The sequence below is a fragment of the Nostoc sp. LEGE 12454 genome, from assembly GCF_056620565.1.
Genome location: NZ_JBWQXL010000051.1, coordinates 1 through 24,960 on the forward strand (window position 1 = coordinate 1; position 24,960 = coordinate 24,960).

The 24,960-nt window shown below is 42.1% G+C and carries 20 protein-coding genes; 9 read left to right on the top strand and 11 right to left on the bottom strand.

Going from position 1 to position 24,960, the window contains the following annotated elements:
* Positions 1-195 precede the first annotated feature (195 nt).
* Both AC1F2U_RS29745 and purE read right to left on the bottom strand, forming a co-directional pair.
* Positions 196-975 (bottom strand): class II glutamine amidotransferase, encoded by a 780-nt coding sequence (locus AC1F2U_RS29745; RefSeq protein ID WP_480264408.1) that lies wholly within the window; start codon positions 973-975, stop codon positions 196-198.
* Between the two features lie 212 nt (positions 976-1,187).
* A complete protein-coding gene (purE, locus tag AC1F2U_RS29750) occupies positions 1,188-1,706 on the bottom strand; it encodes a 5-(carboxyamino)imidazole ribonucleotide mutase (protein ID WP_480264409.1) in 519 nt (172 codons plus the stop codon).
* A 159-nt stretch (positions 1,707-1,865) separates the two neighbouring features.
* On the opposite strand from purE, the gene nagA reads away from it, so the two are divergent.
* The 6 genes from nagA (at position 1,866) to AC1F2U_RS29780 (ending at position 8,245) form a co-directional block, all read left to right on the top strand.
* A complete protein-coding gene (nagA, locus tag AC1F2U_RS29755; protein ID WP_480264442.1) occupies positions 1,866-3,053 on the top strand; it encodes an N-acetylglucosamine-6-phosphate deacetylase in 1,188 nt (395 codons plus the stop codon).
* Between the two features lie 95 nt (positions 3,054-3,148).
* Positions 3,149-3,556, top strand: coding sequence for a hypothetical protein (locus tag AC1F2U_RS29760; RefSeq protein ID WP_099103888.1), 408 nt, complete (start codon positions 3,149-3,151; stop codon positions 3,554-3,556).
* A 305-nt stretch (positions 3,557-3,861) separates the two neighbouring features.
* Positions 3,862-7,107, top strand: coding sequence for a tetratricopeptide repeat protein (locus AC1F2U_RS29765; protein WP_480264410.1), 3,246 nt, complete (start codon positions 3,862-3,864; stop codon positions 7,105-7,107).
* Positions 7,108-7,192: 85 nt separating this feature from the next.
* Positions 7,193-7,513 (top strand): DUF433 domain-containing protein, encoded by a 321-nt coding sequence (locus tag AC1F2U_RS29770; protein ID WP_480264411.1) that lies wholly within the window; start codon positions 7,193-7,195, stop codon positions 7,511-7,513.
* Positions 7,510-7,857 carry a DUF5615 family PIN-like protein gene (locus tag AC1F2U_RS29775; protein ID WP_480264412.1) on the top strand — a complete coding sequence of 116 codons (348 nt, stop codon included), beginning with the start codon at positions 7,510-7,512 and terminating at the stop codon, positions 7,855-7,857. The genes AC1F2U_RS29770 and AC1F2U_RS29775 overlap by 4 nt, the downstream gene beginning before the upstream one ends.
* Before the next feature lie 130 nt (positions 7,858-7,987).
* Positions 7,988-8,245, top strand: a complete 258-nt coding sequence (locus AC1F2U_RS29780; RefSeq protein ID WP_480264413.1) for a DUF4288 domain-containing protein — start codon at positions 7,988-7,990, stop codon at positions 8,243-8,245.
* Between the two features lie 85 nt (positions 8,246-8,330).
* On the opposite strand, the gene AC1F2U_RS29785 is transcribed toward AC1F2U_RS29780, so the two are convergent.
* On the bottom strand, positions 8,331-10,412 hold the full coding sequence (locus tag AC1F2U_RS29785; protein WP_480264414.1) for a cation:proton antiporter domain-containing protein: 2,082 nt from the start codon (positions 10,410-10,412) through the stop codon (positions 8,331-8,333).
* A gap of 500 nt (positions 10,413-10,912) precedes the next feature.
* Positions 10,913-12,703, bottom strand: coding sequence for a translational GTPase TypA (gene typA / locus AC1F2U_RS29790; protein ID WP_480264415.1), 1,791 nt, complete (start codon positions 12,701-12,703; stop codon positions 10,913-10,915).
* 590 nt (positions 12,704-13,293) lie between these two features.
* Here typA and AC1F2U_RS29795 point away from each other — a divergent pair.
* Together AC1F2U_RS29795 and AC1F2U_RS29800 are read left to right on the top strand one after the other, a co-directional pair.
* On the top strand, positions 13,294-14,664 hold the full coding sequence (locus tag AC1F2U_RS29795) for a protein kinase domain-containing protein (protein ID WP_480264416.1): 1,371 nt from the start codon (positions 13,294-13,296) through the stop codon (positions 14,662-14,664).
* Positions 14,665-14,741: 77 nt separating this feature from the next.
* Positions 14,742-16,202 carry an ABC transporter substrate-binding protein gene (locus tag AC1F2U_RS29800; protein ID WP_480264417.1) on the top strand — a complete coding sequence of 487 codons (1,461 nt, stop codon included), beginning with the start codon at positions 14,742-14,744 and terminating at the stop codon, positions 16,200-16,202.
* A 36-nt stretch (positions 16,203-16,238) separates the two neighbouring features.
* Here AC1F2U_RS29800 and AC1F2U_RS29805 read toward each other — a convergent pair whose 3' ends face one another.
* The gene (locus AC1F2U_RS29805; protein WP_480264418.1) at positions 16,239-16,424 is read right to left on the bottom strand and encodes a hypothetical protein; all 186 of its coding nucleotides are present in this window, start codon (positions 16,422-16,424) and stop codon (positions 16,239-16,241) included.
* A 47-nt stretch (positions 16,425-16,471) separates the two neighbouring features.
* Here AC1F2U_RS29805 and AC1F2U_RS29810 point away from each other — a divergent pair, with 47 nt between their 5' ends.
* The gene (locus AC1F2U_RS29810; protein WP_480264419.1) at positions 16,472-17,524 is read left to right on the top strand and encodes a hemerythrin domain-containing protein; all 1,053 of its coding nucleotides are present in this window, start codon (positions 16,472-16,474) and stop codon (positions 17,522-17,524) included.
* Between the two features lie 82 nt (positions 17,525-17,606).
* Here the strand turns inward: AC1F2U_RS29810 and AC1F2U_RS29815 are convergent, their stop codons facing one another.
* From AC1F2U_RS29815 to AC1F2U_RS29840, 6 genes are all read right to left on the bottom strand, one after another.
* Complete coding sequence (locus AC1F2U_RS29815; RefSeq protein WP_480264420.1) at positions 17,607-18,791, bottom strand: M20 family metallopeptidase; 1,185 nt, start codon at positions 18,789-18,791, stop codon at positions 17,607-17,609.
* Positions 18,792-18,975: 184 nt separating this feature from the next.
* Positions 18,976-19,539, bottom strand: coding sequence for a pentapeptide repeat-containing protein (locus AC1F2U_RS29820; protein ID WP_480264421.1), 564 nt, complete (start codon positions 19,537-19,539; stop codon positions 18,976-18,978).
* Between the two features lie 412 nt (positions 19,540-19,951).
* Positions 19,952-21,712, bottom strand: a complete 1,761-nt coding sequence (locus AC1F2U_RS29825) for a serine/threonine protein kinase (protein ID WP_480264422.1) — start codon at positions 21,710-21,712, stop codon at positions 19,952-19,954.
* 236 nt (positions 21,713-21,948) lie between these two features.
* Complete coding sequence (gene rpsU / locus AC1F2U_RS29830) at positions 21,949-22,137, bottom strand: 30S ribosomal protein S21 (RefSeq protein ID WP_012407716.1); 189 nt, start codon at positions 22,135-22,137, stop codon at positions 21,949-21,951.
* Between the two features lie 270 nt (positions 22,138-22,407).
* Entirely contained in the window at positions 22,408-22,740 is a 333-nt protein-coding gene (locus AC1F2U_RS29835; RefSeq protein ID WP_094351322.1) for an RNA recognition motif domain-containing protein, read from the bottom strand.
* Between the two features lie 540 nt (positions 22,741-23,280).
* Positions 23,281-24,960 carry a tetratricopeptide repeat protein gene (locus AC1F2U_RS29840; RefSeq protein WP_480264423.1) on the bottom strand — a complete coding sequence of 560 codons (1,680 nt, stop codon included), beginning with the start codon at positions 24,958-24,960 and terminating at the stop codon, positions 23,281-23,283.

Consider the following 24,960-nt stretch of genomic DNA (forward strand, 5'->3'; position numbering starts at 1 on the left):
CCAACTACGTCAAAAGCTAGCTTCCGTCTTAGAAACAATTACACCAGAACACATTGCCTCCCTTACTTCTTACGACTTTATTCTCGAAGCTTTATTTAGCGCAGCTTCATAAAGAATTGGTATAAGTCCTGAGCATTAAAAACAAAACCCATCTAGAAATTATCTAAATGGGAAAAATCGAACAACTATTTATTATTAACTGAATGCATATTTCAGGGGCAAACCGTCCTGAAAAACTAGTAATTCCCCTGGTTGGATTTGTGTCCAAACTTCGTTGTCAGTCAGGGGTGTGGTAGCAATGACAGCGACGCGATCGCGTTCAGTAGTCACTTCCCGAAAATCTACGGTCATGTCTTGGTCAATTAAATGGGCAGCAGCAAAGGGCGCTTGGCGAATAATGTAGCTGAGTTTAGTTGAGCAATAAGCAAAAAAGTGTTCTCCATCTGATAATAAGTAATTAAATATACCTAATTTCGCAATTACAGCAGTAATTTCTTGCAGCACAAAGTACAGTTCCTTGATATCGGGCTTACCTTTAGGAAAGCGCGATCGCAATGTTTCTAGGATCGTACAGAATGCTTTTTCACTATCGGTATCACCTACGGCTTGATAAAAGCCCAAATTTTCTGGCTCGAAATCTGGCAAATTACCGTTGTGGGCAAACACCCAATACTGACCCCACAATTCTCTGCGGAAAGGATGGCAATTGTGTAGGGCAATTTCACCCTGAGTAGCTTTGCGGATATGGGCTATGACATGGGTTGAGTGGATAGGATAACTTCGCACAAACTCCGCTACCGGAGAAGCAACAGAAGGTTGAGCGTCTAAAAACATTCGACATCCCTTTCCTTCAAAGAAAGCAATGCCCCAACCATCGCGATGGTCATCCGTTTTTCCTCCCCGTGCAGAAAACCCTTCAAAAGAAAAGCAAATATCCGTTGGAACATTGCAATTCATTCCGAGCAGTTGGCACATTAGCTCTCAATTTTTGACTAAGGTCTCAGGATCAAGATACTTCAGAATGCTGCATTGATTCTGGAGCGATCGCTTCAATCTTAGAATTTCATGGGGCATTGGGCATTGGGTATAGTTATTCTTCTTGTCCGCCTCATCTCCCTCATCTCCCCAGATCTGCTGTTAATATTTGTTAACTAATTACTAATTACGAATTACGAATTACGAATTATCTAAGACATCTGCTGTAAATATTGTTCATAGCCTAGTTGTTCTAGTTTTGCTTGCTTTGCAATTACTGATTCACATAAGGTTTGGCGATATTGTTGCACTTTTTCTAACAATTCTGGTTGATGAGTTGCGAGGATTTGTATTGCTAAAAGACCGGCATTTTTGGCATTACCGATCGCCACTGTTGCCACAGGGATACCCGCAGGCATTTGTAAAATAGAATACAAAGAATCTACACCTTGTAAGTTACGGGTGGGTATAGGAACACCGATAACAGGAAGTGGAGTTAAAGACGCTACCATTCCCGGCAGATGAGCAGCACCACCGGCACCGGCAATAATCACTTTAATACCGCGTTGGTGTGCAAGTTGAGCGTATTGCACCATTCGTTCTGGGGTACGGTGAGCAGAAACGATCGCCACTTCGGTCTCTATACCAAATTCTTCACAAACTGCGATCGCATCTTTCATAGTGGGCAAATCGGAATCGCTGCCCATGATAATACCAATTAGGGGAGTCATAATAATTCAAAATTCAAAATTTAAAATTCAAAATTATTTGAGCTAGCTTATGGAAGCTAGGTGATGCGGATCATCATCTCATCTATTGGCGTTGTTTGAATTGACTCATTGATATTGGTTGCATCTAAAATCAGATTTAGCTCTTTTCTCGTCAGTATGATGACCCAAGCAACACAAAATCCTGTAGATATTATCAATGCTAGAGTACCTGGTTACAAAGATTTGCAGATGCTCTTGGTTAATCAAGAGGGCATAATAGAGCAAATCTTGCCAATGGATACAGTCGGGAAAGACATCTGTGCATCTGTGATAGATGTTGCAGGTGACTGGATTTCATTGGGTGGCGTTGATTTGCAAATTAACGGTGCATTGGGTTTGGCATTTCCTGATTTAACGGCTGAAAATGCTCATGTACTCCAGAAAATAACGCAATTTTTGTGGGATGTCGGGGTAGATGGATTTTTACCGACACTTGTGACAACTTCAGTAGAAAAGATTCAGCGATCGCTTGCAGTCATTGCTAATTTTACTCCCCTCTCCGTCAACGGAGAGGGGTTGGGGGTGAGATCATCTGCCAAGATTCTCGGAGTCCATTTAGAAGGGCCATGTTTGAATTACCAAAAGCGCGGCGCACACCCAGCAGAGTACTTATTACCCTTAACAATTGACGAGGTAAAGCGGGTTTTGGGAGATTATGCCCACGTTGTGAAAGTCATCACCTTAGCGCCGGAGTTAGATCCCACTGGTGAAGTAATTCCATATTTGCGTTCTTTGGGAATTACCGTTAGTTTAGGACATTCTCAGGCAACATCAGCCCAAGCGCAACTTGCTTTTGAACTCGGTGCAACGATGGTAACTCATGCTTTCAATGCCATGCCACCATTGCATCACCGCGAACCAGGATTATTAGGGGCAGCAATTACTCATCCTGATGTGATGTGTGGTTTTATTGCTGATGGTGAACACGTTTCCCCCACGATGCTGCAAATATTACTTCGCGCTAGCTATCAAGAAAAAGGGCTGTTCCTTGTGAGTGATGCCCTTTCCCCTCTGGGGCTACCCGATGGCGTGTATCCTTGGGACAGTCGGCAAATTGAAGTTAAAAACGGTACAGCACGACTGGCTGATGGCACTTTATCGGGGACGACTTTACCCTTATTAGTGGGAGTGCAGAATTTGGTGAAGTGGGGGATTTGTGATGTCGAGACTGCTATTTTGTTAGCTACAGATCCACCTAGACAAGCGATTGGTTTGCCTGGAATTGCCAAGAGTCAACCTGCTAATTTATTACGCTGGCATTGGGATGAAGCGACAAAAGAACTAACTTGGCAGCGATTATTGGGCTAAATTTTGCATCAAGTTAAAAGAATCAAGGTGACAGGGGAAGAAGCGTTAATATACTCAGTAAAAATGTACATTTATGAAATAGACATTGTAAACCAATGGATATAGCTCTACTCGTTAAATTTCTCGCTCCCTGTCTGCCATTTCTGTTAAATGTGGGCAATAAAGCTGTAGAAGGGGCATCTCAGAAAGTAGGTGAGGATGTTTGGAATAAAGCTAAAGCTATTTGGGCTAAGTTACATCCCAAAGTAGAGGCTAAGGAAGCAGCGAACGAAGCAGCAACGGATGTGGCGCAAAAGCCAGAAGATGAAGATTTACAAGCAAGTTTGCGAGTGCAACTCAAAAAGATTTTAGAAGCGGATACAGTACTTGCAGAGGAAATAGCTAAAATTTTGCAAGCATCGACCGATCAACCCGGAGACAATATTCAGGTCAGTGCTAATGCTTACGACCAAAGTACGGTGAAGCAAGTTGGGAAGATTGACGCAAACCAAGTAAGTTTTTAATAAATAGGGTGGATAGAGTACTGCCCACCCTAAAAATTTTGATGTTTCGAGTTCTGAACAGGAACGGTCGAGTTCTAAACAGGAACAGTCTAGTTCTAAACAGGAATGACCGAGTTCTAAACAGGAACGGTCTAGTTCTAAACAGGAATGACCGAGTTCTAAACAGGAATGGCCGAGTTCTAAACAGGAACGGTCTAGTTCTAAACAGGAACGGCCGAGTTCTAAACAGGAACGGTCGAGTTCTGAACACGAACGGTCGAGTTCACAGCCACAATATCAAGCAAAAATTTTACCTACTGTAAGCAATGGCAGAGGAACCCAGCCCCAGTAACTCAAACAATATTGAAATGAATCTCACTACCTACGGTGACAGTAAGGTAACTCAAGTAGGACAGATAAATGCAGCAGAAGTCAAGATTATTGTTGACCGAATAGAACCAGTACTAGAGCGATTACAACAAATCTCTCAACCAGAATCGCCAGGGGTTCTCAAAGCAGGCAACCCTAACAAAAGTTTGGCTTACTGGCAGGGACGGAAAACAGAAATTGCCCAAATACAGCAATGGTTAACTGATAAAAATACCTTCCTAATTGGCATAGAAGGCATCGGTGGCACAGGTAAATCGATGCTGGCAGCTAAAATTTATGACGAAATTGAGGGTTTCCCAAAGAGATTTTGGGCTGATGTTAGTTATGGCGCAGGTTTTAGCGATTTAGCCCGCCAAGTTCTCAGTGAATTTGGCTTTCCGGTTCCAGAACAAGAAACTCAGTTAATGCAAGCACTAGTTAAGTGTCTGCAATCTGGGCAATTTTTACTCATCATTGACAACCTGGAGAGTTTATTACAGCCAGATAGACAGTGGGGAAGTCAATTCTACGGTGACTTTTTCAATGCTTGGGTGGAATATGGCGGTAATAGTAAGGTAATAGTTACCACTAGGGAAAGACCGGAATTAAAAGGCTTTGAGTGGCTACCTTTGAAAGGTTTACAAGTTGTAGAAGGAATAGCACTGTTAACTGCATTAGGCATTTGTGGGGATTTAGGGGATTTTGTCGAATTGGTAGATGGGCATCCCCTGCTGTTGAGATTAGTAGCAGATTTATTAAAAGAAGAATATCCCCAAGACCCTGATTTAAGAAGATTGGCAGATTTAGGCTTAGGGAATTTACGGCAGTTGTTGACAGATCCCCAAGTGGTAGGTGTGCATCGCCGGGAAAATGTGGGGATGGTGTTGGTGTTGGATGCCAGTTTTGAGCGATTGAGTGAATTCCAAAAGGCTTTGTTGCTCAATATCAGTGTTTATCGTGGTGCTGTTGATAGTGCAGCAGCCGTGGTGGTATTGCCGGGAAGTTCAAAAACAGAGATTGAGGGAGAATTGAGGAATCTGGTTAAGCGTTCTTTGTTGTTAGAAAAACTCAATGGTAAGCGGCGGTATGAGTTTCAGCCAGTTGTGTTGGAATATGTGCGGTATAAAGCTGGTGATCAGACAGAGGCGCATCAACGAGCCATCAATTACTATCTTTTGAATGTTAAACAAGAACCTTGGCAGACTAAAGAAGATATCAAGGAATATCTAGAAATCTTTTATCATTGGTATCAATTAGAAAATTATGACTCGGCATTTGATATATTAAACACTTGCAATTATTTTCTGACCTTGCGGGGTTATTATACCAATCAAGTTGACTTATGGGGGCAGTTGATAGCAGCTTGGGAAAAAATTGTCCAGAGAGAAAATTGGAATTATTTAGCTTCTCTCACTTCATTGGGTCTTGCTTACTTCTCTCTGGGGCAGTACCAACAGGCGATAGATTTCTACCAGCAGTCTTTGGACATAGCTAGGGAGATAGGCGATCGCAATCGGGAAGGCGCTTCCTTAAACAATTTAGGCACTGCTTACAGTTCCTTGGGACAATACCAACAGGCGATTGATTTCCACCAGCAGTCTTTGGAAATAGCTAAGGAGATAGGCGATCACAATGGTGAAGCCAAATCATTAGGCAATTTGGGTATTGCTTACAACTACTGGGGGCAGTACCAACGCGCAATTGAGTTCCACCAGCAGTCTTTAGACATAGCTAGAGAGATAGGTGATCGTGAGTGGGAAGCCAAATCCTTAGGCAATTTGGGTAATGCTTACTATTCACTTGGAGAAAACCAGCAGGCAATTAAGTTCCACCAGCAGTCTTTAGATATAGCTAGAGACATAGGTGATCATCAGTGGGAAGGAGCTTCCTTAAGTAATTTGGGTCTTATTTACCATATATGGGGGCAGTACCAACAAGCGATTGAGTTCCACCAGAAGTCTTTGGAGATCAAAAGACAGATAGGCGATCGCAATGGGGAAGGTATTTCCTTGGGCAATTTGGGCAATGCTTACTACTCTCTGGGACAGTATCAACAGGCGATTGAGTTCCAACAGCAGTCTTTGGACATAGCTAAAGAAATAGGCGATCGCAATGGGGAAGGTATTTCCTTGGGCGATTTGGGCAATACTTACTACTTTCTGGGACAGTACCAACGAACAATTGAGTTCCACCAGCAGTCTTTGGAGATCAAAAGGGAGATAGGTGATCGCAATGGGGAAGGCAATTCCCTAATCAGTTTGGGTAATGCTTACAACTCTCTGGGGCAATACCAACAGGCAATTGAGTTTCACCAGCAGTCTTTAGAGATCAAAAGGGAGATAGGCGATCGCAATGGGGAAGGCAAATCCTTAGGTAATTTGGGTATTGCTTACAACTCTCTGGGGGAGTACCAACAGGGGATAGATTTCTTGCAGCAGTCTTTGGATATCGCTAGGGAAATTGGCGATCGCTATTCTGAAGGCAAATCCCTAGCTAATTTGGGTATTGCTTACGGTTCTCAGGGGCAGTACCAACAGGCGATAGATTTCTATCAGCAGTCTTTAGATATCGCTAAAGAAATAGGTGATCGCAATACTGAAGGCTTATGCTTAAATAATTTGGGTAATGCTTACGGTTCTCAGGGGCAGTACCAACAGGCGATAGATTTCTATCAGCAGTCTTTGGATATCGCTAAAGAAATAGGCGATCGCAATTCACAAGGCAATTCCTTAGGTAATTTGGGTAATGCTTACAACTCTTTGGGGCAGTACCAACAGGCGATAGATTTCTATCAGCAGTCTTTAAATATCGCTAGGGAAATTGGCGATCGCAATTCTGAAGGCAAATCCTTAATGAATTTGGGTCTTGCTTACTTGTATCAGGGGCAGTACCAACAGGCGATAGATTTCTTCCAGCAGTCTTTGAATATAGCTAGGGAAATTGGCGATCGCAATTCTGAAGCAACAGCATGGTTTAATTTAGGTCTGTCATTAGAAAACGTCAATCGGGAATCAGACGCGCTGGGTGCTTATCGTAATGCCCGTGAACTATTTCAGGCGATGGGACTTGATGATAACGTGCAACTTTGCAACAATGCACTTGAGCGTCTTTCTCAACCAAAAACGCCTGTAGTGTCCCGTCGTGAGTTTTGGGTGTGGTTGCGTCGGTTGTGGCGTTGGGTACGCAGTTGGTTTCAACGGTAAAATAATGTGTAGGAAGAGTGATAAACATAAATTTAAGATATAAGTAAAAAATTAAAACAACTCCAAAAACTTTAACGTAAAAATTATGACTCAAGCAACAACTACTGAATACAAACATATTCTAGTTGATGAAAACAATGTTCCTTTCATTAAAGGAACATCAATGAAACTTGTGGAATTAATTACTTCCATTCATGCTTATGGTTGGAGTCCAGAAGAATTACATTTTCAATATCCACATTTAAGCATGAGCCAGATTTATTCGGCTTTAGCTTATTATTGGGAACAGAAAGAAGAAATTGATGCTGATATGCAGCAACGTTTTGAGTATGCGGAAAGATTACGTTTAGAAACAGGAGAATCTCCATTAGCAAAAAGACTCCGTGCAGAAGGATTAATTAAATGAGCATTGCTCTTTATATTGATGAGAATGTGCATCGAGGAATTACAGATGGATTACGGATTCGGGGTGTAGATGTATTAACAGTACAAGAAGATGGGCGGACTAGCTTTCCCGATCCTCTTATACTTGACCGTGCAACAGAACTTGAGCGTGTTTTGTTTTCCCAAGATGACGATTTTCTAGCTGAAGCGAACCGTCGTCAAGACAAACAAATAAATTTTGCTGGTGTTATTTATGCCCATAAACTCAGAGTTACTGTTGGTGATTGTGTTCGTGATTTAGAAATTATTGCTAAAACTGCCTATCTTGAAGAATTAAGTAATCGTGTTCAATACTTACCTTTGTAAGATTCGTGGAAAATATGAGATGAAAACTAAAAGTGTAAATAAAGCAGAATCCTTCTATATTGCTATAATTCTATACAAATCATCTTCAGATAAACCGGATTATCAATATTTGTACCAATAAAGCTTTATTTTGATTAAAGCTGCTTCTTTAGAGAAAGCAAAAGCAAAAGCTTTGAATCATGGTAAAAATGAAAGTGTCAGCTATACAAATGAGAATGGAGAAACTATTACTTGGTCTTTGCAGCAAGTGGTAGATGTGAATTCAGTTTTGTACGATGACTTTGATTCATCTGAGGATATTGTTGATTTATATGCTCGACATTTTCGGAACTATGAGGCTTACCAATCATTTGAGCCGTTATTGTCTAAAGAGCAATTTGGAGAATAGTTATAAAACCACGCGATCGCTCTTGTCAATTCCTATCACTGAGACAAAAGCGATCGCAATTATTTTACTAGCGTTGACTGGTACATTACGAATTCGGCTCTCCCAACAATACAATTGAACACTTCAATTCTTGAATCATCTGCGTTGTCACTTCGCTAACTGCTAATCCGCCAGCTGTGCGATAACGAACGGAACGTAAAACAGCTAAATCAAACGCCTCAGCTTCCCGAATTACGACTCTAGCGACATCATCACCCCTGATTGTTTGGATATTCGTATTCACCTGTAACTGGCTTTTAGAAGCGATGTCAGACAATTGAGATACAAATCTTTCTACTCGATTTGGGGGTGATTTGCGATCGCATACGTGTAACAACACAACTTCTGCCTGATTAACATCAGCTAAAATCTGGGCAAATCTCAAAGCGCCTATAGTTTGCCGCGTTAAGTCTCCTACTGGTACAAGAATTCTTTGGATTGTCTTGGGACTACTTAAAAGGCGTGTAACTGCAACCGGACAGTGAGAAGACCAAAACACGCTATCAATAACATTACCAAATAAGCGGGCGCGTAAACCTGTTGTCTGCGACCAACCCATCACTATTAAACTAGCATTTTGTTCTCGGCTGGTGCGGCTGATTGCCAAAGCTATATCATCGTCAATCCGATTTGCAGGTGAAACTTCTACATCAAATTCTTGACTGATTTCTCTAGCTAAACTTAATCTTTGCTGACTCTGGTCAAGCGCTGTTACTAATTGTGGATTATCCATGTGAATATGTGCTCTAGTAATAGCTAATGGCACAATTTTCCCAGATTCATGACTAGCCAGTAGTGCTGCCATTTCGATTAAATAGCGCTGGGTTTGGGGGTTGTATATTGGCACTAGTACAGTAAATGGATATTGATTTTTCTCTACTTGCTCATCTTCACTACCTTGCCACCAAGTTGTTAAACTATCTGTTTCAAAATCTGTCTGAGAAAGCTGTAGTGAAGGAGCAAATCGTGCTGTTATTATGGGGCCTAGTATTGCAGTTACTAGCATAAGCACAATGACACTGTTTAAGACAGCTTCACTGATTAAGCGCTCACCAGCAGGATTTTTCGTTTGATAAGCAACCAAGGTTGCTGCTAGTGTGGCTGCTACCTGTGGTAGCGACAATGACCACATCGTTAGCAATTCCGCTGTGTTGTAGCGATACAATAATTTGGCTAAGAATGCTGCTATAAATTTGCTGCCAATCAAAGCTACTACAATTACTAGAGTCAGCCAAATTGAACTGAGGGTTTTGATAAATGCAGGAATATTAATCAATAATCCCATGTCCACAAAGAAACAAGGGATAAATAAAACACTACCAATAAACTCGATTTTTTCTCTGACTGGGCTACGTCCTAGAACATCGTTGACAGCTAAACCTGCTAAAAAAGCACCAACAATTTTTTCAACTCCAATTACCTGCGCTCCAACAGATGCCAAAAATAATGCTAGTAATATAAACAAAAACTGGTTACTTTGTTCATCCCCAGAGCGGCGAAAAAACTCTTTTCCTGCCCAGTCAAAGCCAAACAGGACAACAGCAGTGTAAATTGCTAATCCACCTAATAAAATCGCTAAACTCATGGCGGAGAATTGCCCTCCGTGAATCCCAACACAAATCGCTAATACTAGCAAAGCACCTGTGTCAGTAAAAATTGTGGCACCAATCGTGACGGTTACAGCTTCATTCGTTACCACTCCCAGACGACTCACAATTGGATATGCCAAGAGGGTATGAGAAGCCAGTAAAGAACCAATTAGGAAGGAGGCATTCCAACCAAAATTGAATAATCGTCCTGTCGCAATGCCAGCAATCATTGGAACTAAAAATGTTAAAATGCCAAACCCGATTGAGCGATTTCTAGTTTTACGAAACTGCTCTAAGTCAATTTCTAAACCTGCCACAAACATCAAATAAAGCTTGCCGATCTCAGAGAGCAGATTGATAGTTTCAGACTCAGGGTTTAACAACTTTAGTCCATTTTGCCCTAGTAATATACCTGCAACCAACAACCCCACTAATCCAGGTAGCCTTAATCGCTCAAATATCGGAGGGACAGTAAAGATTACTGTTAGAAGAATTGTAAATGCAACAATTGGACTGTCTGTGAGCGAGTTCAGTGTCATGTGTAATAAATCAGCCTAGATAGTAGATGTACAATAAGCATACGCAACTTTACTTATTTTTTTTGTACAGTTCAGTTTTATTGGTTACATATAATTAAATTTTTTACAGCATACATAATTGTTGCGATCGCAATCATTGGTGTCAACTTAAGAAGTTAAAGCCCAAATTTGTTGGGTGTAAGCAAGCGTCAATGTCAAGGGTGGCGCTTACGCCTAGTTTTGACTAATCCAAACAGTTTTTGATGTGATACAAGATAAGGGAATATTAATAGTTTTACTAAGCGATCTAGAAATTTTTGGTCTAAATTCTTTGACTAACTTTCCTAAGACAGGATGATTTAAGTGCTGCTTACTTTGGCTCATGTGTAATAAACATCAGGCATTATTATACTTCTATTCATTGTTATATTCATTTAAAAAATAGTTGTTACACACCTAGCAAAAAAAAAAGCCCGCTGATGCGGACTTTCTAAATCAATTAAGTTATTGCTTTACTTAACTTATCGTTTCGCCAACTTCTTCGACATCTTCCGCAGACGAATTGATTGGGGTGTAACTTCCACCAATTCATCGGGGCCGATGTATTCCAAAGCACGCTCTAGGCTCATGTCTATTGGTGCTTGCAGTTGCACCAATTCATCGCCACCAGCAGCCCGGTGATTGGTCAACTGCTTGGTCTTACAGATATTTAGTTCCAAATCTTGGGAACGATTGTGTTCTCCGACAATCATGCCTCTGTAAACCTTTGTGCCGGGAGTAATAAAGAATGCTCCTCTATCTTCGGCATTTCTCATAGCGTAGAAAGTAGAAACGCCTTCTTCAAAAGAGATTAAAACGCCTTTGTTACGGGCTTCAATATCACCACTGATTGGACGGTAGTCTAAGAAGCTGTGGTTCATGATGCCTTCACCACGAGTCATCCGCATGAATTCACCCCGGAAACCAATCAAACCACGGGCGGGAATGACAAACTCTAACTGGGTGCGATCGCCACTACCTGGTTGCATATCTTGCATTTCGCCTTTGCGTTGTCCCAGGCGTTCAATACAGCTACCCACACCATCAGCAGGAATGTCTAATACCAAGAGTTCGTAAGGTTCGCAAGGCTGACCGTTGATTTCGCGGTAAATTACCTGTGGCTGAGATACCTGAAACTCGAAGCCTTCGCGGCGCATGGTTTCAATTAAGATACCCAGGTGGAGTTCTCCACGACCGGAAACGAGGAATTTATCGGGAGAATCGGTTTCTTCGACACGCAAAGCAACGTTGGTTTCGAGTTCGCGGAATAGGCGATCGCGTATTTGTCTTGATGTTACCAACTTACCTTCTTGACCAGCAAAGGGCGAATCATTCACCCAAAAGGCCATTTGCAAGGTTGGTTCATCCACTTTAATTAGTGGTAAAGCTTGCGGTTCATTGGGGTCAGTAATCGTTTCCCCAATATAAGCATCAGCGAAACCAGCCACCGCGACAATATAACCTGCGGTTGCTTCTTCCATCTCTACGCGCTTCAGTCCATCAAAGCCCATCAACTTGGTAATTTTACCCTTGACAATAGTACCATCTTCTGTTACCAAAGCAGCTTGTTGCCCTGCGCGGATAGTACCGTTGTGAATTCTGCCAATGACAATCCGTCCCAGATATTCAGAATAATCTAGGGTTGTGACTTGCAATTGCAGAGGCTTATTGCTGTCGCCTACTGGTGGTGGAACGTGTTGCAGAATCGCATTAAACAGAGGTTGCATATCTACCGATTCTGCTTCCAGGCTTTCCTTAGCAAAACCTGCCATACCGGAGGCAAACAGATAGGTAAAATCACACTGGTCTTCATCTGCCCCTAATTCCAAGAACAGATCCAAAACTTTATCAACAGCAACGTGGGGGTCAGTTTGACCACGGTCGATTTTGTTGATGATAACGATGGGGCGCAGCCCTTTTTCTAAAGCTTTTTTGAGGACAAAGCGTGTTTGGGGCATGGGGCCTTCATTGGCATCGACAATCAGAAGACATCCGTCAACCATGCCGAGTACGCGTTCAACTTCGCCACCAAAGTCAGCGTGTCCAGGAGTATCAACAATATTAATTAGTGTTTCTTTGTAGCGAACCGCCGTATTTTTGGACAGGATAGTAATACCCCGTTCCCGTTCTAGGGCGTTGGAGTCCATAACGCAATCCGGAACGTCTTCGCCTTCGCGGAAAATGCCGGATTGTTTGAGGAGTGCGTCAACCAGCGTGGTTTTGCCATGGTCAACGTGGGCGATAATGGCGACGTTGCGAATTGGGAGCGTCATAGAAGCTTTTGGTGAACTCTAGAGGGTGTTTATAAGATTTACATTTGAATGCTAGGCTGTTTTAACAGAATTAGGAACGATCGGCAACTCTGTAAAGAACCTTTAATAATTCTAGCGTAATCGTCACAATTGCGGGGAGTTTTGTAAACCCCGCAATGGAGATGTGTGGTAATTACGGCGTTGGTGGGATAAAAAACCTTCTGTGACAAACCAGGTGTTACCTGAAGGGCTGTATTGCTTTTGAGAATTGCGGTTGATTCGTATAGAAAAATTTAGTCATTGAAATACTTTGGTGAAAAGTGCGATCTTTGTCCCAGAGAGATGAAGTTCCTGGCTGCTAAAAGTCAGGTTATTTCGTGTTTGGGATCGAAGAGAAGCGATCGCCAAGCCTGGTTTTTATTGACTAGAATGGGGTGGGTATCTCTACAAAAATATTCAACTTACAGGGAATTTTCACAATGTAGAGCGAGGTCAATTGTTTACGAGAGTAAGAAGCACTCGTCATTATCTATGTAGAGACTTTACAATGTAATGCCTCTAGGGAATTTAAGGTATATTCTAAAAACTAATAAAATGACAGCGATAATTATATGGTCTGCTGCCTAAATCCTAATTGCGAGAATCCTCAAAATCCTGGCGGGGCAAATTTCTGCCTCAGTTGTGGCACAGAGTTGGTATCGCTATTGAGAAATCGTTACCGAATCATCGCACCATTAGGGAGAGGAGGGTTTGCACGCACATATATCGCAGAAGATATAGACAAGCTCAATGAACGATGTGTTGTTAAGCAATTGGTTCTAAGTCAATTTTATGGCAGTCAGGGTAGTCAGGCACATAAAAAAGCGACTGAGTTATTTGAACGCGAAGCTAAACGTCTCAAAGAACTAGGAGAACATGCCCAAATTCCCAATTTGTATGCATATTTTAAGGAAGCTGAATATCTGTATTTAGTGCAGCAGTTTATCGAAGGGCAAAATCTGTTGCAAGAGTTAAAACAACAAGGAATTTTTGATGAAGCCAAAATTCGAGATTTTTTAAATGATTTATTATCTGTGCTGATAGATATACATAAACTGCAAGTAATTCACCGAGATATTAAACCAGAAAATATTATTCGCCGTCAAAATGATGGGAAGTTAGTACTAATTGATTTTGGGGTGGCAAAGCAAAAGACGGAACCTACAAACACTACGATAGGGACAATTATTGGTTCATTAGGTTACGCACCAATTGAGCAAATGCAAACGGGTAAAGTTTTTCTGTCTAGTGATATTTACAGCTTAGGAATAACTTGCTTTCAACTGCTAACCAATATCTCTCCTTCAAGTTTGTGGATGAAACAAGGCTATGGTTGGACTTCTAATTGGCGGCAGCATTTAACGCAACCCATAAGTCAAGAATTAGAGATGATTCTTAATAAGTCCCTACAAGAAAATCACGAACAGCGTTATCAATCTGCACAGGCTGTCTTACAAGACTTGAAGAAGTTGCCACCGCTAAAATCTACATCGGCTCCTACAGTTATTCCACCTACTCTGCCATCAAGATCGCAACCACAAAATCAACATCAATCAACTCGATATTTACCAGAATTATCTAACAGGAGATTATTGTCTGGAGCAATAATAGCTGGATCGGGTAGTTCATTTTTAGCGATCGCACTTATAAGTTTTCTCGGAACGACTTGGATTAGTTCGGGATTGTGGTTGCTAATTTTAGGAGGATTAGTCTTTATTCAATCTCGTCCACTTCTAGAAAAAGCTTATTTAATTATTATTGCTCTCATAGCAAATTTACTCGTTGTCTTAATTTTCAGAAATCTCCTAACCAATAATCTTTTAAAATCTGGTTTAAATGGACTGCTGCTCGTAGGATTACTAGTTATTTTGGCAGGTTTATTGGCAGTTATTATTTTGGGTATGTCTGAAATAATAAACAAAATTATTTCTAAATATTTTTAATTTTCTGGTTTTGCTCAATTGTCATAAATCTGTTTATTCTCAGATAAATTTTGTTTGTAAAATTTGGGTAATTATTCATGACAGATAAAAAAGAAAATTTGAAACTGCTTATTTCTCTGGGTCTGGCTGGGATAATGGTAGCAGTTATTTTATGGTTAATTAGCAAAGTTTCTTCTACCATTGTAACACCATCAAACCCCATATCAGCTTCATCTTCTTTGACAAATAAGCCGTCATTAATGAATTTGGGTACAAGGATTTTGGTGAAAGTGCAAACATCCCCTGAAAAAACAGATGGAGTTAAAGCTTTTGCTGAGAAAGATTACAGTACTGCCGTTCAAAAATTTACTGATTCTCTGAAAAATAATCGCAATGACCCAGAAACTTTAATTTATTTAAACAATGCCAAAATAGCGCGAGATAATTCGTCAGCTATAAAAGTTGCGATCGTCGCACCAATTAACTTCGATCCTAGTTTAGCAGAAGAGATTTTACGCGGTGTAGCTCAAGCTCAAAATGAAGTTAATAACCAAGGAGGAATTAATGGTAAAAAATTGCAAATTGTAATTGCCAGTGCTGATAATAGAGAAGATTCTGCACGGCTAGATAATGAATTAGCTGAAGATAAAAGCCTTGTAGCTGCTGTGGGTGTTAGACGTAAAGCAGAAATATATAAAGAGAAAGGTTTGGTTTTAGTCTTACCCGTCGAGCTACCAAATCAAGCAGAAAATTCAGAAAAATTAGCTAATAATACATTAAATAGTCAGCCTAATAGTTCCACAAATAACTACTTATTTCACGTAAATCCGTTATATGATAATTTAGTAGATACTCATTCTCGCTACATTGCTCGACAAGCAAGGAATGTTGCTATTTGTGGCGATGTTCGTAATTCAAGAGATAATTCAACCTCTTCATCAAATCAGATACTTGTAGAAAAGTACACTCAAGCTATCAAAAATTATGGCAGCAACGTTATTACTACGCCTTGCAATTTAGCAGATAAGAATTTTGACCCTAAAGCTTTTGTAGATAAAGCCATCGAAACAGAAAATGCAAGTGGCTTTTTACTAATGCCTTCAATCAGAAATATATACTTTGCTACCAAAGTAGCACAAGAGGTTAAAGGTAGAAAGCCATTGTTTGCTTCTGAAACTATGTACAGTGCTACAACTTTACAAAATGGCAAGGATCTCGAAGGAATGGTATTACCTGTGTATTGGCATCGTGATGCTAATAAAGATAACCCCTTTGCAAAAAATGCCTTTCAGCTTTGGAATGCTCAAGTAAATCAGAGAACAGCAGGAGCTTATGATGCACTCCAAGCAATTATTGCTGGCTTAAAAGAAGATAGTACCCGCGAAGGATTACAAAGGGTATTGTCTAATCCCAATTTTTCAACATCTGGAGCAACCGGAATGATTAAGTTTTCGCCCTCTGGGGAGCGTCAAGGAGAAGCAATGCTTGTCAAAATTGAGCGTTGTGAGTCTTGCTCTAGTGGAACTGGTTACGATTTTGCCCTCTTGAATAAGAAGTAGTTTTTTTAATGTTAATTTTCATTCCAAAGATATAGATTATTCCAAAATAGGTAATTTATTCAATTTGAGTGCCATACTAAACTGCTTGATTTGATTGCAACCATTAATTGAATTGAAACGATCGCTTCGATTTTTATCTAACGAAAAGTTTTGTTTCTCTACCCAGAGTTGTGAGAGCGATCGCTCAAAAGAAAGATGGAATCTCCCTAGTCTCTGTGTCAAGGTTATATCAAGTAAGAATTATGAACACTTTGCCGAGGAGAACACGGATGGTAACTACTTTAGATGATACGAAACGCAATGCTATTGCTGTAAAACTTGCAAGTATTAAAGCCCTGCAAGAGTTGGCGATCGAAAATGAACAATCGCTTTTGACGCAAGGACTTGATGCTGAAATTGCCGATCGCATCCGAAATTTTATCAATGACGATCAAAAAAACCTTGGTGTTCTGGAAACCGTAATTGGTCAGTATGGCATTCAGGCTGAACCCAAACAAAATGTTACACAATTCATTGAAAAAGCTCGCGAATTGTTCAAAGGTTCTGAGTTAAGCCTGTATGAGAAAGTCTCTCAGCATGAATTGCTGAAACATCAAATAGTAATGAGTGGCTTGATAGTTCACAAAGCTGCTCAAAAAGTTGGCGCTGATGTGTTGCTAGCAATTGGGCCATTGAATACCATCAACTTTGAGAACCGCGCTCACCAAGAGCAACTCAAAGGCATTCTGGAAATTCTGGGTGTCCGCGAACTCACCGGACAAGATGCAGATCAAGGAATTTGGGCACGTGTTCAAGACGCTATGGCCGCAGTCAGTGGCGTAGTAGGTAGCGCTGTCACCCAAAACAGCGACAAAAAGGATCTAAATATCCAAGATGTCATCCGCCTCGATCACAACAAGGTAAATACCTTATTCACCGAACTACTGCAAAGCAACGATCCGCAGAAGATCCAAGAGTACTTCGGTCAAATTTATAAGGATTTAACTGCCCACGCTGAAGCTGAAGAGGAAGTAGTCTACCCACGAGTACGTCCTTTCTACGGTCAAGATAACACCCAAGAACTGTTTGATGAACAAGCTGAAATGAAGCAGGTGTTAGACCAAATTAAGGCTATTAGCCCTTCCTCATCTGAATTCAAAGATCGAGTTACACAGCTGATGGAAGCTGTTGGCGACCATATTCGTCAAGAAGAAAGCACAATGTTTGCTGCCATTCGTAACAACTTGAGCAGCGATGAAAGCGAGCAACTGGCTACTGAATTCAAAGCTGCTAAGACCAAAATTCAAGAGAAATTAGGTGTTGTTAGCGAATCGAATGCGTAGAATGCTTTTGGGCTTTCTATATCCGCTAAAAAAAATTAGTTAAACAAAAACATCCCAGCATTTATCTGCTGGGAGTTTTTGTTTACAAATTTTGCTGACAGTATTTATAAGCGGTGTATGCCATCGTTACAACCCCGGTGATAATTGCAGATTCATCGACTTCAAATTGGGGATGGTGTAAAGGGTGATTTATGATTCTTTCTTTGTAGCCGACACCCAACCGAAACATAGAACCGGGGACGTGTTCCAAATATATAGAAAAATCTTCAGCACCAAGGGAAGGTTCGGGTAGTACTTGAACGCGATCGCTATTCCAAGCTTCTTCTGCGGCTGATTGTAACAATTGCGTCAGAGCGTAATCATTTTGGACGCTGGGTACACCTTGGCGATAATTGACTTGATACTTTGCTCCGTAGGTATGGCAAACATTAGATACAATGTTTTCAATCCAGTTTGGGAGATGGGCACGGGTTTCGGGATGGAGCGATCGCACGGTTCCCAATAATTGCACTTTATCAGCAATTATATTCGGCGCTCTGCCACCATTAAATTTCCCGATACTCAAGACTAGAGGACGCAAAGGATTCTGCGTCCGGCTGATGGCTTGTTGCAGTGCAGTAATCACTTGGCAAGCAATCCAAATCGCATCAATCGCCTCATGGGGACGCGCCCCGTGTCCAGATTCTCCCATAATCAGAATTTCTAAATCATCAGCAGCGGCTGTTAATGCCCCGTAACGCACCCCAATAGATCCTGCGGGTATAGAAGGGAAAACATGAACCCCTAATAAAGCTGAAACGTTTTCCATCGCTCCATCTTTCACCATCCAGCTTGCGCCTTGAGCAATTTCCTCGGCCGGCTGAAATAAAAACCGTACTTTCCCACCCAACTCTTCAGCCATTTGGGACAGCACCATTGCCGTTCCTAACCCTACAGTGGTATGAACATCGTGACCGCAAGCGTGCATAATACCATCTACACGAGAGGCATATTCTAAATTAGTGCCCTCTTGAATTGGCAAGGCATCCATATCAGTACGAATTGCCAATAAACGGCCATTTTGGCTAGTGCCTTGAAGTTCTCCAATGACACCCGTTTTGCCAACTCCCTCTTGTACGTGCAGTCCACTGGAAGACAAAACACCAGCTACGAAAGCTGCTGTTTGGTACTCCTGACCGCTGAGTTCTGGGTGAGAGTGGATGTGGCGGCGAATTTCAATTAAACGGGGCGCTAGTTTTGCTGCTAGGTCTTTTATATGGGTAAGCATCGATTTAATTAATCTATAGGCTAGGCTTTTTTCCCATGATAAAGAACTGTTAACAAACAAAATGCTTTTGCTATACAAGGATAGGGGTTGAAGGAGGCAGGGGGCAGGGGAGCAGGGGAGAAGTTGCAGTAAGTTTTTCCCCTCTGCCCCTGTGCCCCTCTGCCTCTTGTGCCCAATGCTCAGTTTATTTTGAGTAGCAGGTTGTGCCTAGAGTATTTTCGGGTTTGTACTCGTTACATTCTCTGGGATTTTGACGCTCTAACGACCAGCCATAAGGTTTGTCGGAGGTGACAACACCATTATTTAAAGTCGTTAATCGGTAGTTAGCACCCCGAAAATTAGTAAATTGCAATTTGGCATCTTTTAAGTTTGCTGCTTCTAAATTGGCACTGATGAAGCCGGCGAAAGACAGATCGGCATTTTCCAGGGATGCTGATTTTAAATTTGCTCCTGTTAAAGAAGCACCATTGAGATTCGCCGAATTCAGAATCGCACCTTCTAAATTTGCACCGGTGAGATCGGCATTCGTGAGATTAGCTTGAGATAATGTAGCGGCGCTCAAGTCAGCCCCTCGCAAATTCGCTCCAGTTAGATTCAGCCTAGTTAGGTCAGCGCCACTCAAATTACACCGAGGACAGGCACTTGTTGCCTTTAACTGATCCAAGTCTAGCTGATTTAATGCAAGAGCCTGCTCTGCAAACCCTAAACAAGCTAACAAGGAGACGGTGGCAACAATCTTAAGTTTCATACTTTTTACTGATATTTACAAAAATGACAAGTTACGAACATCACGTACTGTCATCCTTACATATACTGCTTCTCTAAGGAAGTACAGGGATGAAGCATTGATTAAGAAGCTGTAAAAATACCATAAATTCTAATAGTAAGACTACTCAAACGGAAATATAGGCTATAGAATCAAATCGTAAGGAACTATACCGAACCAATTATAGACTACCAAATATGTGATCCCCCTAGCTCGATAAAAATACGACTAGGGGGATCTTGTTTTTAGGGATTGGGCAGAGGGGCAGAGGGGCAGAGGGGCAGAGGGGCAGAGGGGCAGAGGGGCAGAGGGGAAAAACTTACTGCAACTTCATCCCGTGCTCCCGTGCTCCCGTGCTCCCGTGCTCCCGTGCTCCCGTGCTCCCCCGCCTCTTTCATCGCCATCCTAAAAGGCGCAATCCAGGGACAATTAAGTAGTAACTCACTCCTAACCAGAAGCTGATAAAGAAGCCTACAGAGCCAAAAAAAGTCAGAGGTAACTGTAACTCTGACCAGGCTGGTTGACTGGTAAATTGGAAAATTGGGGGTGCTAACTTCAAAAGAATCAAAACTGCATAGGCGATCGCACTGCCAAAGGCCGCGAACACAGCGTACACTACATGATGGCTGCGAAGTCCTAAACTCAAGGTGAGTAGGGAAACTGCCACTAAAATCACTGCCACTAAGCCCTCGCCGCTATCTTTTGGGGTGATTAATTGCAAAATTAACCAGCCGAAGCCATAGCTAATTATGCCCATCAAGGAAGCCACTAAAAATCGCCGCCGTTGACCAAAACACCCGGATACTGTCAATCCCCATGCGGTTCCCCAGCCTGCGGCGACGAACACCAAAATATCTGCCCCGAAGACGGGTTGAGCATTTGGCACTAATTGATTTAACTGACTCCCAATCAATTCCACAACCTGAGGCCCCAAGCTGGTACGATAGGCCAAAATAAAACCAGCGATCGCACCAAAACAAGCGCCGATAGTACTCAGGATCATCGCCCAAATCGTCGCCAAACAAGCTCGGAAAATTTTGACGATTGTCTGAGCGATAAAAATAACGGTTTTGGTGACAGCTAGGCTAAAGTTAGCTAAAACTCGTTCAATAGCTTCTGTTATCAGTGTAAATCTCTGGGAAACTTGCGTTGAGGCTTGCTTAATCTTGTCTTGCAGTTGAGCAAATAACCCTGGTGGCGGTAATGGTTGAGAAATCTTCGCCAAACGTTTTTGAATTATAGCTGCATTCGCTGGACGCGATCGCACATCCTCCTGCACCATCTCATCCAGCAAATCTGCTAGTTGCGGGTTGACATTCGCCACAGTTCGCCAGTGCAATTTACCTGTTTGCCGATCTTCCAACTCTAGCGGGTATTTGCCTGTTAGTAGTTCAATCACCGTTCGACCAAGCGCATAAAAATCGGCACTTGGCCCAACAATACCTCCAATCACTTGTTCTGGCGGACTGTAGCCAGAAGAAAATAATCGCGTGGAACTAGACTGAGAACGCAGCTTAGAGGCACTAAATTGTTTTGCCCCGCCAAAATCAATTAACACCAAGCGATCGCCCTCTATTTGCCCTTGAGACGGGGTTAAAGATGGCGAAGATGTACCCAGCATTAAATTAGAAGGTTTGATATCCCGATGAAGAATCTGACGCTTGTGTAATTCTTGTAAAATCTGCACAGCTTGGGCAAACCAGTTTAAAACCAAATTCTCTGGACACCCTTGGGGAAACTTTTTTAATATCTCCTCTAAAGTCCGCCCATTAATTTTTTCCATTACCAGACAAGGCAGTTGGTGCGGTTTGGGGTTAAACAGTTGTACCTGAAAATACCCTTCGGCATCGACTCTGGGGACACCTGGATGGTGCAAACCGGATAAAACCGCCGCTTCTTGGGTAAATAACTCCAGTGCCTTTGGCGAATCTTCTACCAATACTTTCAACACTTTTTCGGTTTGAGTTTTTTCATCCCAAACCGTGTAGATTTGAGCAAATCCTCCCGATCCCAAGGGCTGAAGTGGAACATAGCGGTCTAACAACTCTAGCGGTGCGCCACAGCTGTTGCAAAATTTGTTTCCCCAAGGCTGAGGATAAGGACGTTGACAATCAGGATTTATGCAGTGAACCGCACTCTGAGTGATGTGGGACACAACCGCTACAATACAAAGGCTGAGTTGATTTTAGCGTTTCTTTAGGTTTCCTGATTTTAAAATAGACAAAAGGAAAACCCTCATAGAATCTATGAGGGAATTTATTCATATTTACAGCGAATTTCAAGGAAGGTGAAGTACACAAGCTCGCGTCTCAAAGCAAGGTATAGAGCCTGTTTGACTTCTGAATTCTGAATTCTGAATTCTGACTCCTGAATTCTGCTGTATCTCAGCCCTTAATTACGAAAACTTCTCTTACTTTGTCTGTGCTTGGCAACTTCTTTGCGCTTGCGTTTTTCTAAGGGTGTTTCAAAATGGCGATGCTTTCTCATGTCTGGAAAAATTCCCGCCTTGGAAACTTCTCGTTTAAATCGTCGTAAGGCTGACTCAATGTGTTCATTGTCACCTACAATTACTTGGGTCATTATTTCTCCTACTAAGTTGACTTCATCAATAGACTTCTTGCAGAAGTCAGGAAAAGGGGAAGGTGGGGCCCCCTCTGGGGATAAGGGGCGGGGGGAAAGGGAAAGGTTCTGTATTTTGCCCTTCCCCCTTAACCTTTACCCTTTTCCCACCTCTTGCAAAAGTGCTTTTTGCAAGAGGTCTAATGGCTATGCAGGCGGTAACATTACAAAAAAAAGACAGACTCTTGTTTGTCTGACCTTAAGACTCTTGGTAAGTTTTTGTTTCCAAGGTTAGTATCGTCCGCCACCGCCACCGCCACCGCCGCGGTTGCCGTATCCTCCTCTGTTACCACCACCAAAGGAACCTCTATCACCTCTGTCTTCCTTGGGTTTCGCCTTATTCACTTTCAGGTCACGACCCATCCACTCAGCACCGTCGAGAGCTTCAATGGCAGCAGTTTCTTCAGCTTCAGTTCCCATTTCCACAAAAGCAAAGCCGCGCGGACGACCTGTTTCACGGTCAGTAGGTACTTGAACGCGCTTTACAGTACCATATTCTGCAAAAATACCACTTAAATCTTCTTGTGTAACATCATAAGAGAGGTTACCTACATAAATTGACATCGATTCTCTCCAAAATCATCACTGTGTAGAGATTTTAATTTCTCTCAGAAGTCTGTAAATACTAAAAGGAAAAAGCCTTTCAATACTAAAACCAAAGACATCACTGAATTAACTCTCATAAATCTAGGATGACATACGAGCCAACTCTTTGCACCCAGTAGATAGTTAACTAGTGATGCGATCGCACCTAAGCGATCGCCCGCCCCCACATACCCCAAGTACAATCCACCGCAAAAAGGGGTTGGAAATGGAATAAGATAAATTCTGTAGGGTGATATAGAAAATCAGACATGCAGGGGCGCATCTTTAGTATCCGAATTGAACGTTTGACTGCATTCACCATGAAGCATTACTTCAAAATTTTAATACGAAAGGCAAAGTCAGGCAACAAATATAAAACTATTGTGACTTGTACTCTTTTGGAGAACCTGCTATCAAAGCAACTACGATGCTTATAGCAGCAAGCATTGCGAGTCTTTTTCTTTGGCGCTAGCCTCTGCTTTTGGAAAAGGAGAGTAAGTGGGGTAACATCATGTTCGGCTAATTAACCAAAGTTGCAATCTTAAGTTGCCGAACATCACCTTTCCAAGCTGTCTCCAATTCAGCTTTGACAAGTTGAGCGGCCTCATCTTTGCCTAGTGCCTGCAAACTTGCCTGCAAGCCAAATAGAGAACGTCCATTATGGGGATATTTTTTTAAATCGGCACGAAAGACTTTCTCAGCTTCTCTATAGTCACCCTTAGCCAAAAGCACAGCACCCAAAGATTCCCGCGTCGGAAAGTACCAATCTGGTGGTTCCACGTAATTAAGGGCATCTTCTGCTACTACTGCTTTTTCTAGCAATTGGATGGCAGATTCATAATCATGCTTTTCCCTAGCAATTTTGGCGTCTAGAACTTTTGAGGCGATGTCTAAAATATTACTGGCTGGACTAAATCCAATGGTTGCTTGAGTGGAAATTCCCTGTTTGGCAGCTAGTAATGCCCGACTTTCACTTGCTGCATCTTCAAGTTTGCCTGTGGCTGCGCTTGCTATACCGCGAGCAAAATGCCAAAGTGCTGAGGTAGTGGGCAATTTAGCTTCGGGAGCAGGAGTTTCTAAGATGGCATCCCAATCACTAAAGCGTGTCTGAATCAGCATTTTGCTGCCGAGGAATCCCTCTAGCATTGGTGCATACGGGTCAATTGCAGTAGCATTTGCAACTAATTTATCTGCGGATTTAAGAGCATCTTCATATCTTCCTGCCATGCTACTGGCCACCATGAGGAAATGTATATTGTGGTTGTAATACATCATGGGGTAAGTGCCCTGGACTTGATATTTTTTGATGTAAATATCATCTTGAGCGATCGCCTGCTTGTTTGCCTGCATTGCCTTTTCATAATCTCCCACACGAAAATAAATATGACTTGGCATGTGTACCAAGTGTCCCGCTGCTGGCGCTAGAGTTCCGAGTCGGTTAGCACTGACAAGGGCCCGTTCTGGAGAAGGTGAGGCTTCCACTGCATGAATATAGTAATGATTAGCTCCTGCATGATTCGGGTTACGTTTGAGAACTGATTCTAAAATAGCCACAATTTCTTCTGTATCTGGCTGTGGCTTACCATCTTTAGTCCAGTGCTGCCAAGGATGCAGATCCATCAGGCTTTCAGCGTAAAGTGTCGCTGCATCCAAATCATCAGGATAGCGCTTGACTAGGTTTCCCATTGCTTTGGCGTAGTAAAGCGCTAGTTGATACAAATCAGCATTAGTATCTTGAGAGTAACGTTTTGCTAAGGCGGTAATATAGTCTCGTTCTTGGGTGGAAGCTTGGGTAGAAAGGGCCAAAGCTTGCTGTACTGCTTGGTAAGCAGCTAATTCCCGATTGGGGTCTATTTCTGAATTAATGTTAGGCCCCAAGGCTAAAGCAACACCCCAATATGCGATCGCTAAATTCGGATCGAGTTTAGCAGCATATTCAAAAGAACGCGCCGCCTCATCATGATTGAAAGCGTAAATCAAATTTAATCCCTGATCGAAAAACTCTTGGGCTTGGGGATTAGAAGTAGAAACTGGATGGTGAATTGTGCCAAGTCCAGATATTAAGTTGTATGGCTGTTTTACTTCAGCGTCAACGTGTTGGTATAAGCTCTCGTCGAGAAGCGGCTTGTTGTCAGATATCGCCGCATTAGGAGCGACTAAAGAGAATATAAGCACCAAAACTAGAAATAAGTACTTCAT

Bases quoted from the DNA above. Each gene is read 5' to 3' on its own strand.
- nagA (WP_480264442.1), top strand. From the start codon at position 1,866: ATGACCCAAGCAACACAAAATCCTGTAGATATTATCAATGCTAGAGTA.
- AC1F2U_RS29840 (WP_480264423.1), bottom strand. From the start codon at position 24,960: ATGAAGTACTTATTTCTAGTTTTGGTGCTTATATTCTCTTTAGTCGCT.
- AC1F2U_RS29800 (WP_480264417.1), top strand. From the start codon at position 14,742: ATGACAGATAAAAAAGAAAATTTGAAACTGCTTATTTCTCTGGGTCTG.
- AC1F2U_RS29835 (WP_094351322.1), bottom strand. From the start codon at position 22,740: ATGTCAATTTATGTAGGTAACCTCTCTTATGATGTTACACAAGAAGAT.
- AC1F2U_RS29795 (WP_480264416.1), top strand. From the start codon at position 13,294: ATGGTCTGCTGCCTAAATCCTAATTGCGAGAATCCTCAAAATCCTGGC.
- AC1F2U_RS29760 (WP_099103888.1), top strand. From the start codon at position 3,149: ATGGATATAGCTCTACTCGTTAAATTTCTCGCTCCCTGTCTGCCATTT.
- AC1F2U_RS29820 (WP_480264421.1), bottom strand. From the start codon at position 19,539: ATGAAACTTAAGATTGTTGCCACCGTCTCCTTGTTAGCTTGTTTAGGG.
- AC1F2U_RS29775 (WP_480264412.1), top strand. From the start codon at position 7,510: ATGAGCATTGCTCTTTATATTGATGAGAATGTGCATCGAGGAATTACA.
- typA (WP_480264415.1), bottom strand. From the start codon at position 12,703: ATGACGCTCCCAATTCGCAACGTCGCCATTATCGCCCACGTTGACCAT.
- purE (WP_480264409.1), bottom strand. From the start codon at position 1,706: ATGACTCCCCTAATTGGTATTATCATGGGCAGCGATTCCGATTTGCCC.
- AC1F2U_RS29770 (WP_480264411.1), top strand. From the start codon at position 7,193: ATGACTCAAGCAACAACTACTGAATACAAACATATTCTAGTTGATGAA.
- AC1F2U_RS29785 (WP_480264414.1), bottom strand. From the start codon at position 10,412: ATGACACTGAACTCGCTCACAGACAGTCCAATTGTTGCATTTACAATT.
- AC1F2U_RS29810 (WP_480264419.1), top strand. From the start codon at position 16,472: ATGGTAACTACTTTAGATGATACGAAACGCAATGCTATTGCTGTAAAA.
- AC1F2U_RS29765 (WP_480264410.1), top strand. From the start codon at position 3,862: ATGGCAGAGGAACCCAGCCCCAGTAACTCAAACAATATTGAAATGAAT.
- AC1F2U_RS29815 (WP_480264420.1), bottom strand. From the start codon at position 18,791: ATGCTTACCCATATAAAAGACCTAGCAGCAAAACTAGCGCCCCGTTTA.
- AC1F2U_RS29745 (WP_480264408.1), bottom strand. From the start codon at position 975: ATGTGCCAACTGCTCGGAATGAATTGCAATGTTCCAACGGATATTTGC.
- rpsU (WP_012407716.1), bottom strand. From the start codon at position 22,137: ATGACCCAAGTAATTGTAGGTGACAATGAACACATTGAGTCAGCCTTA.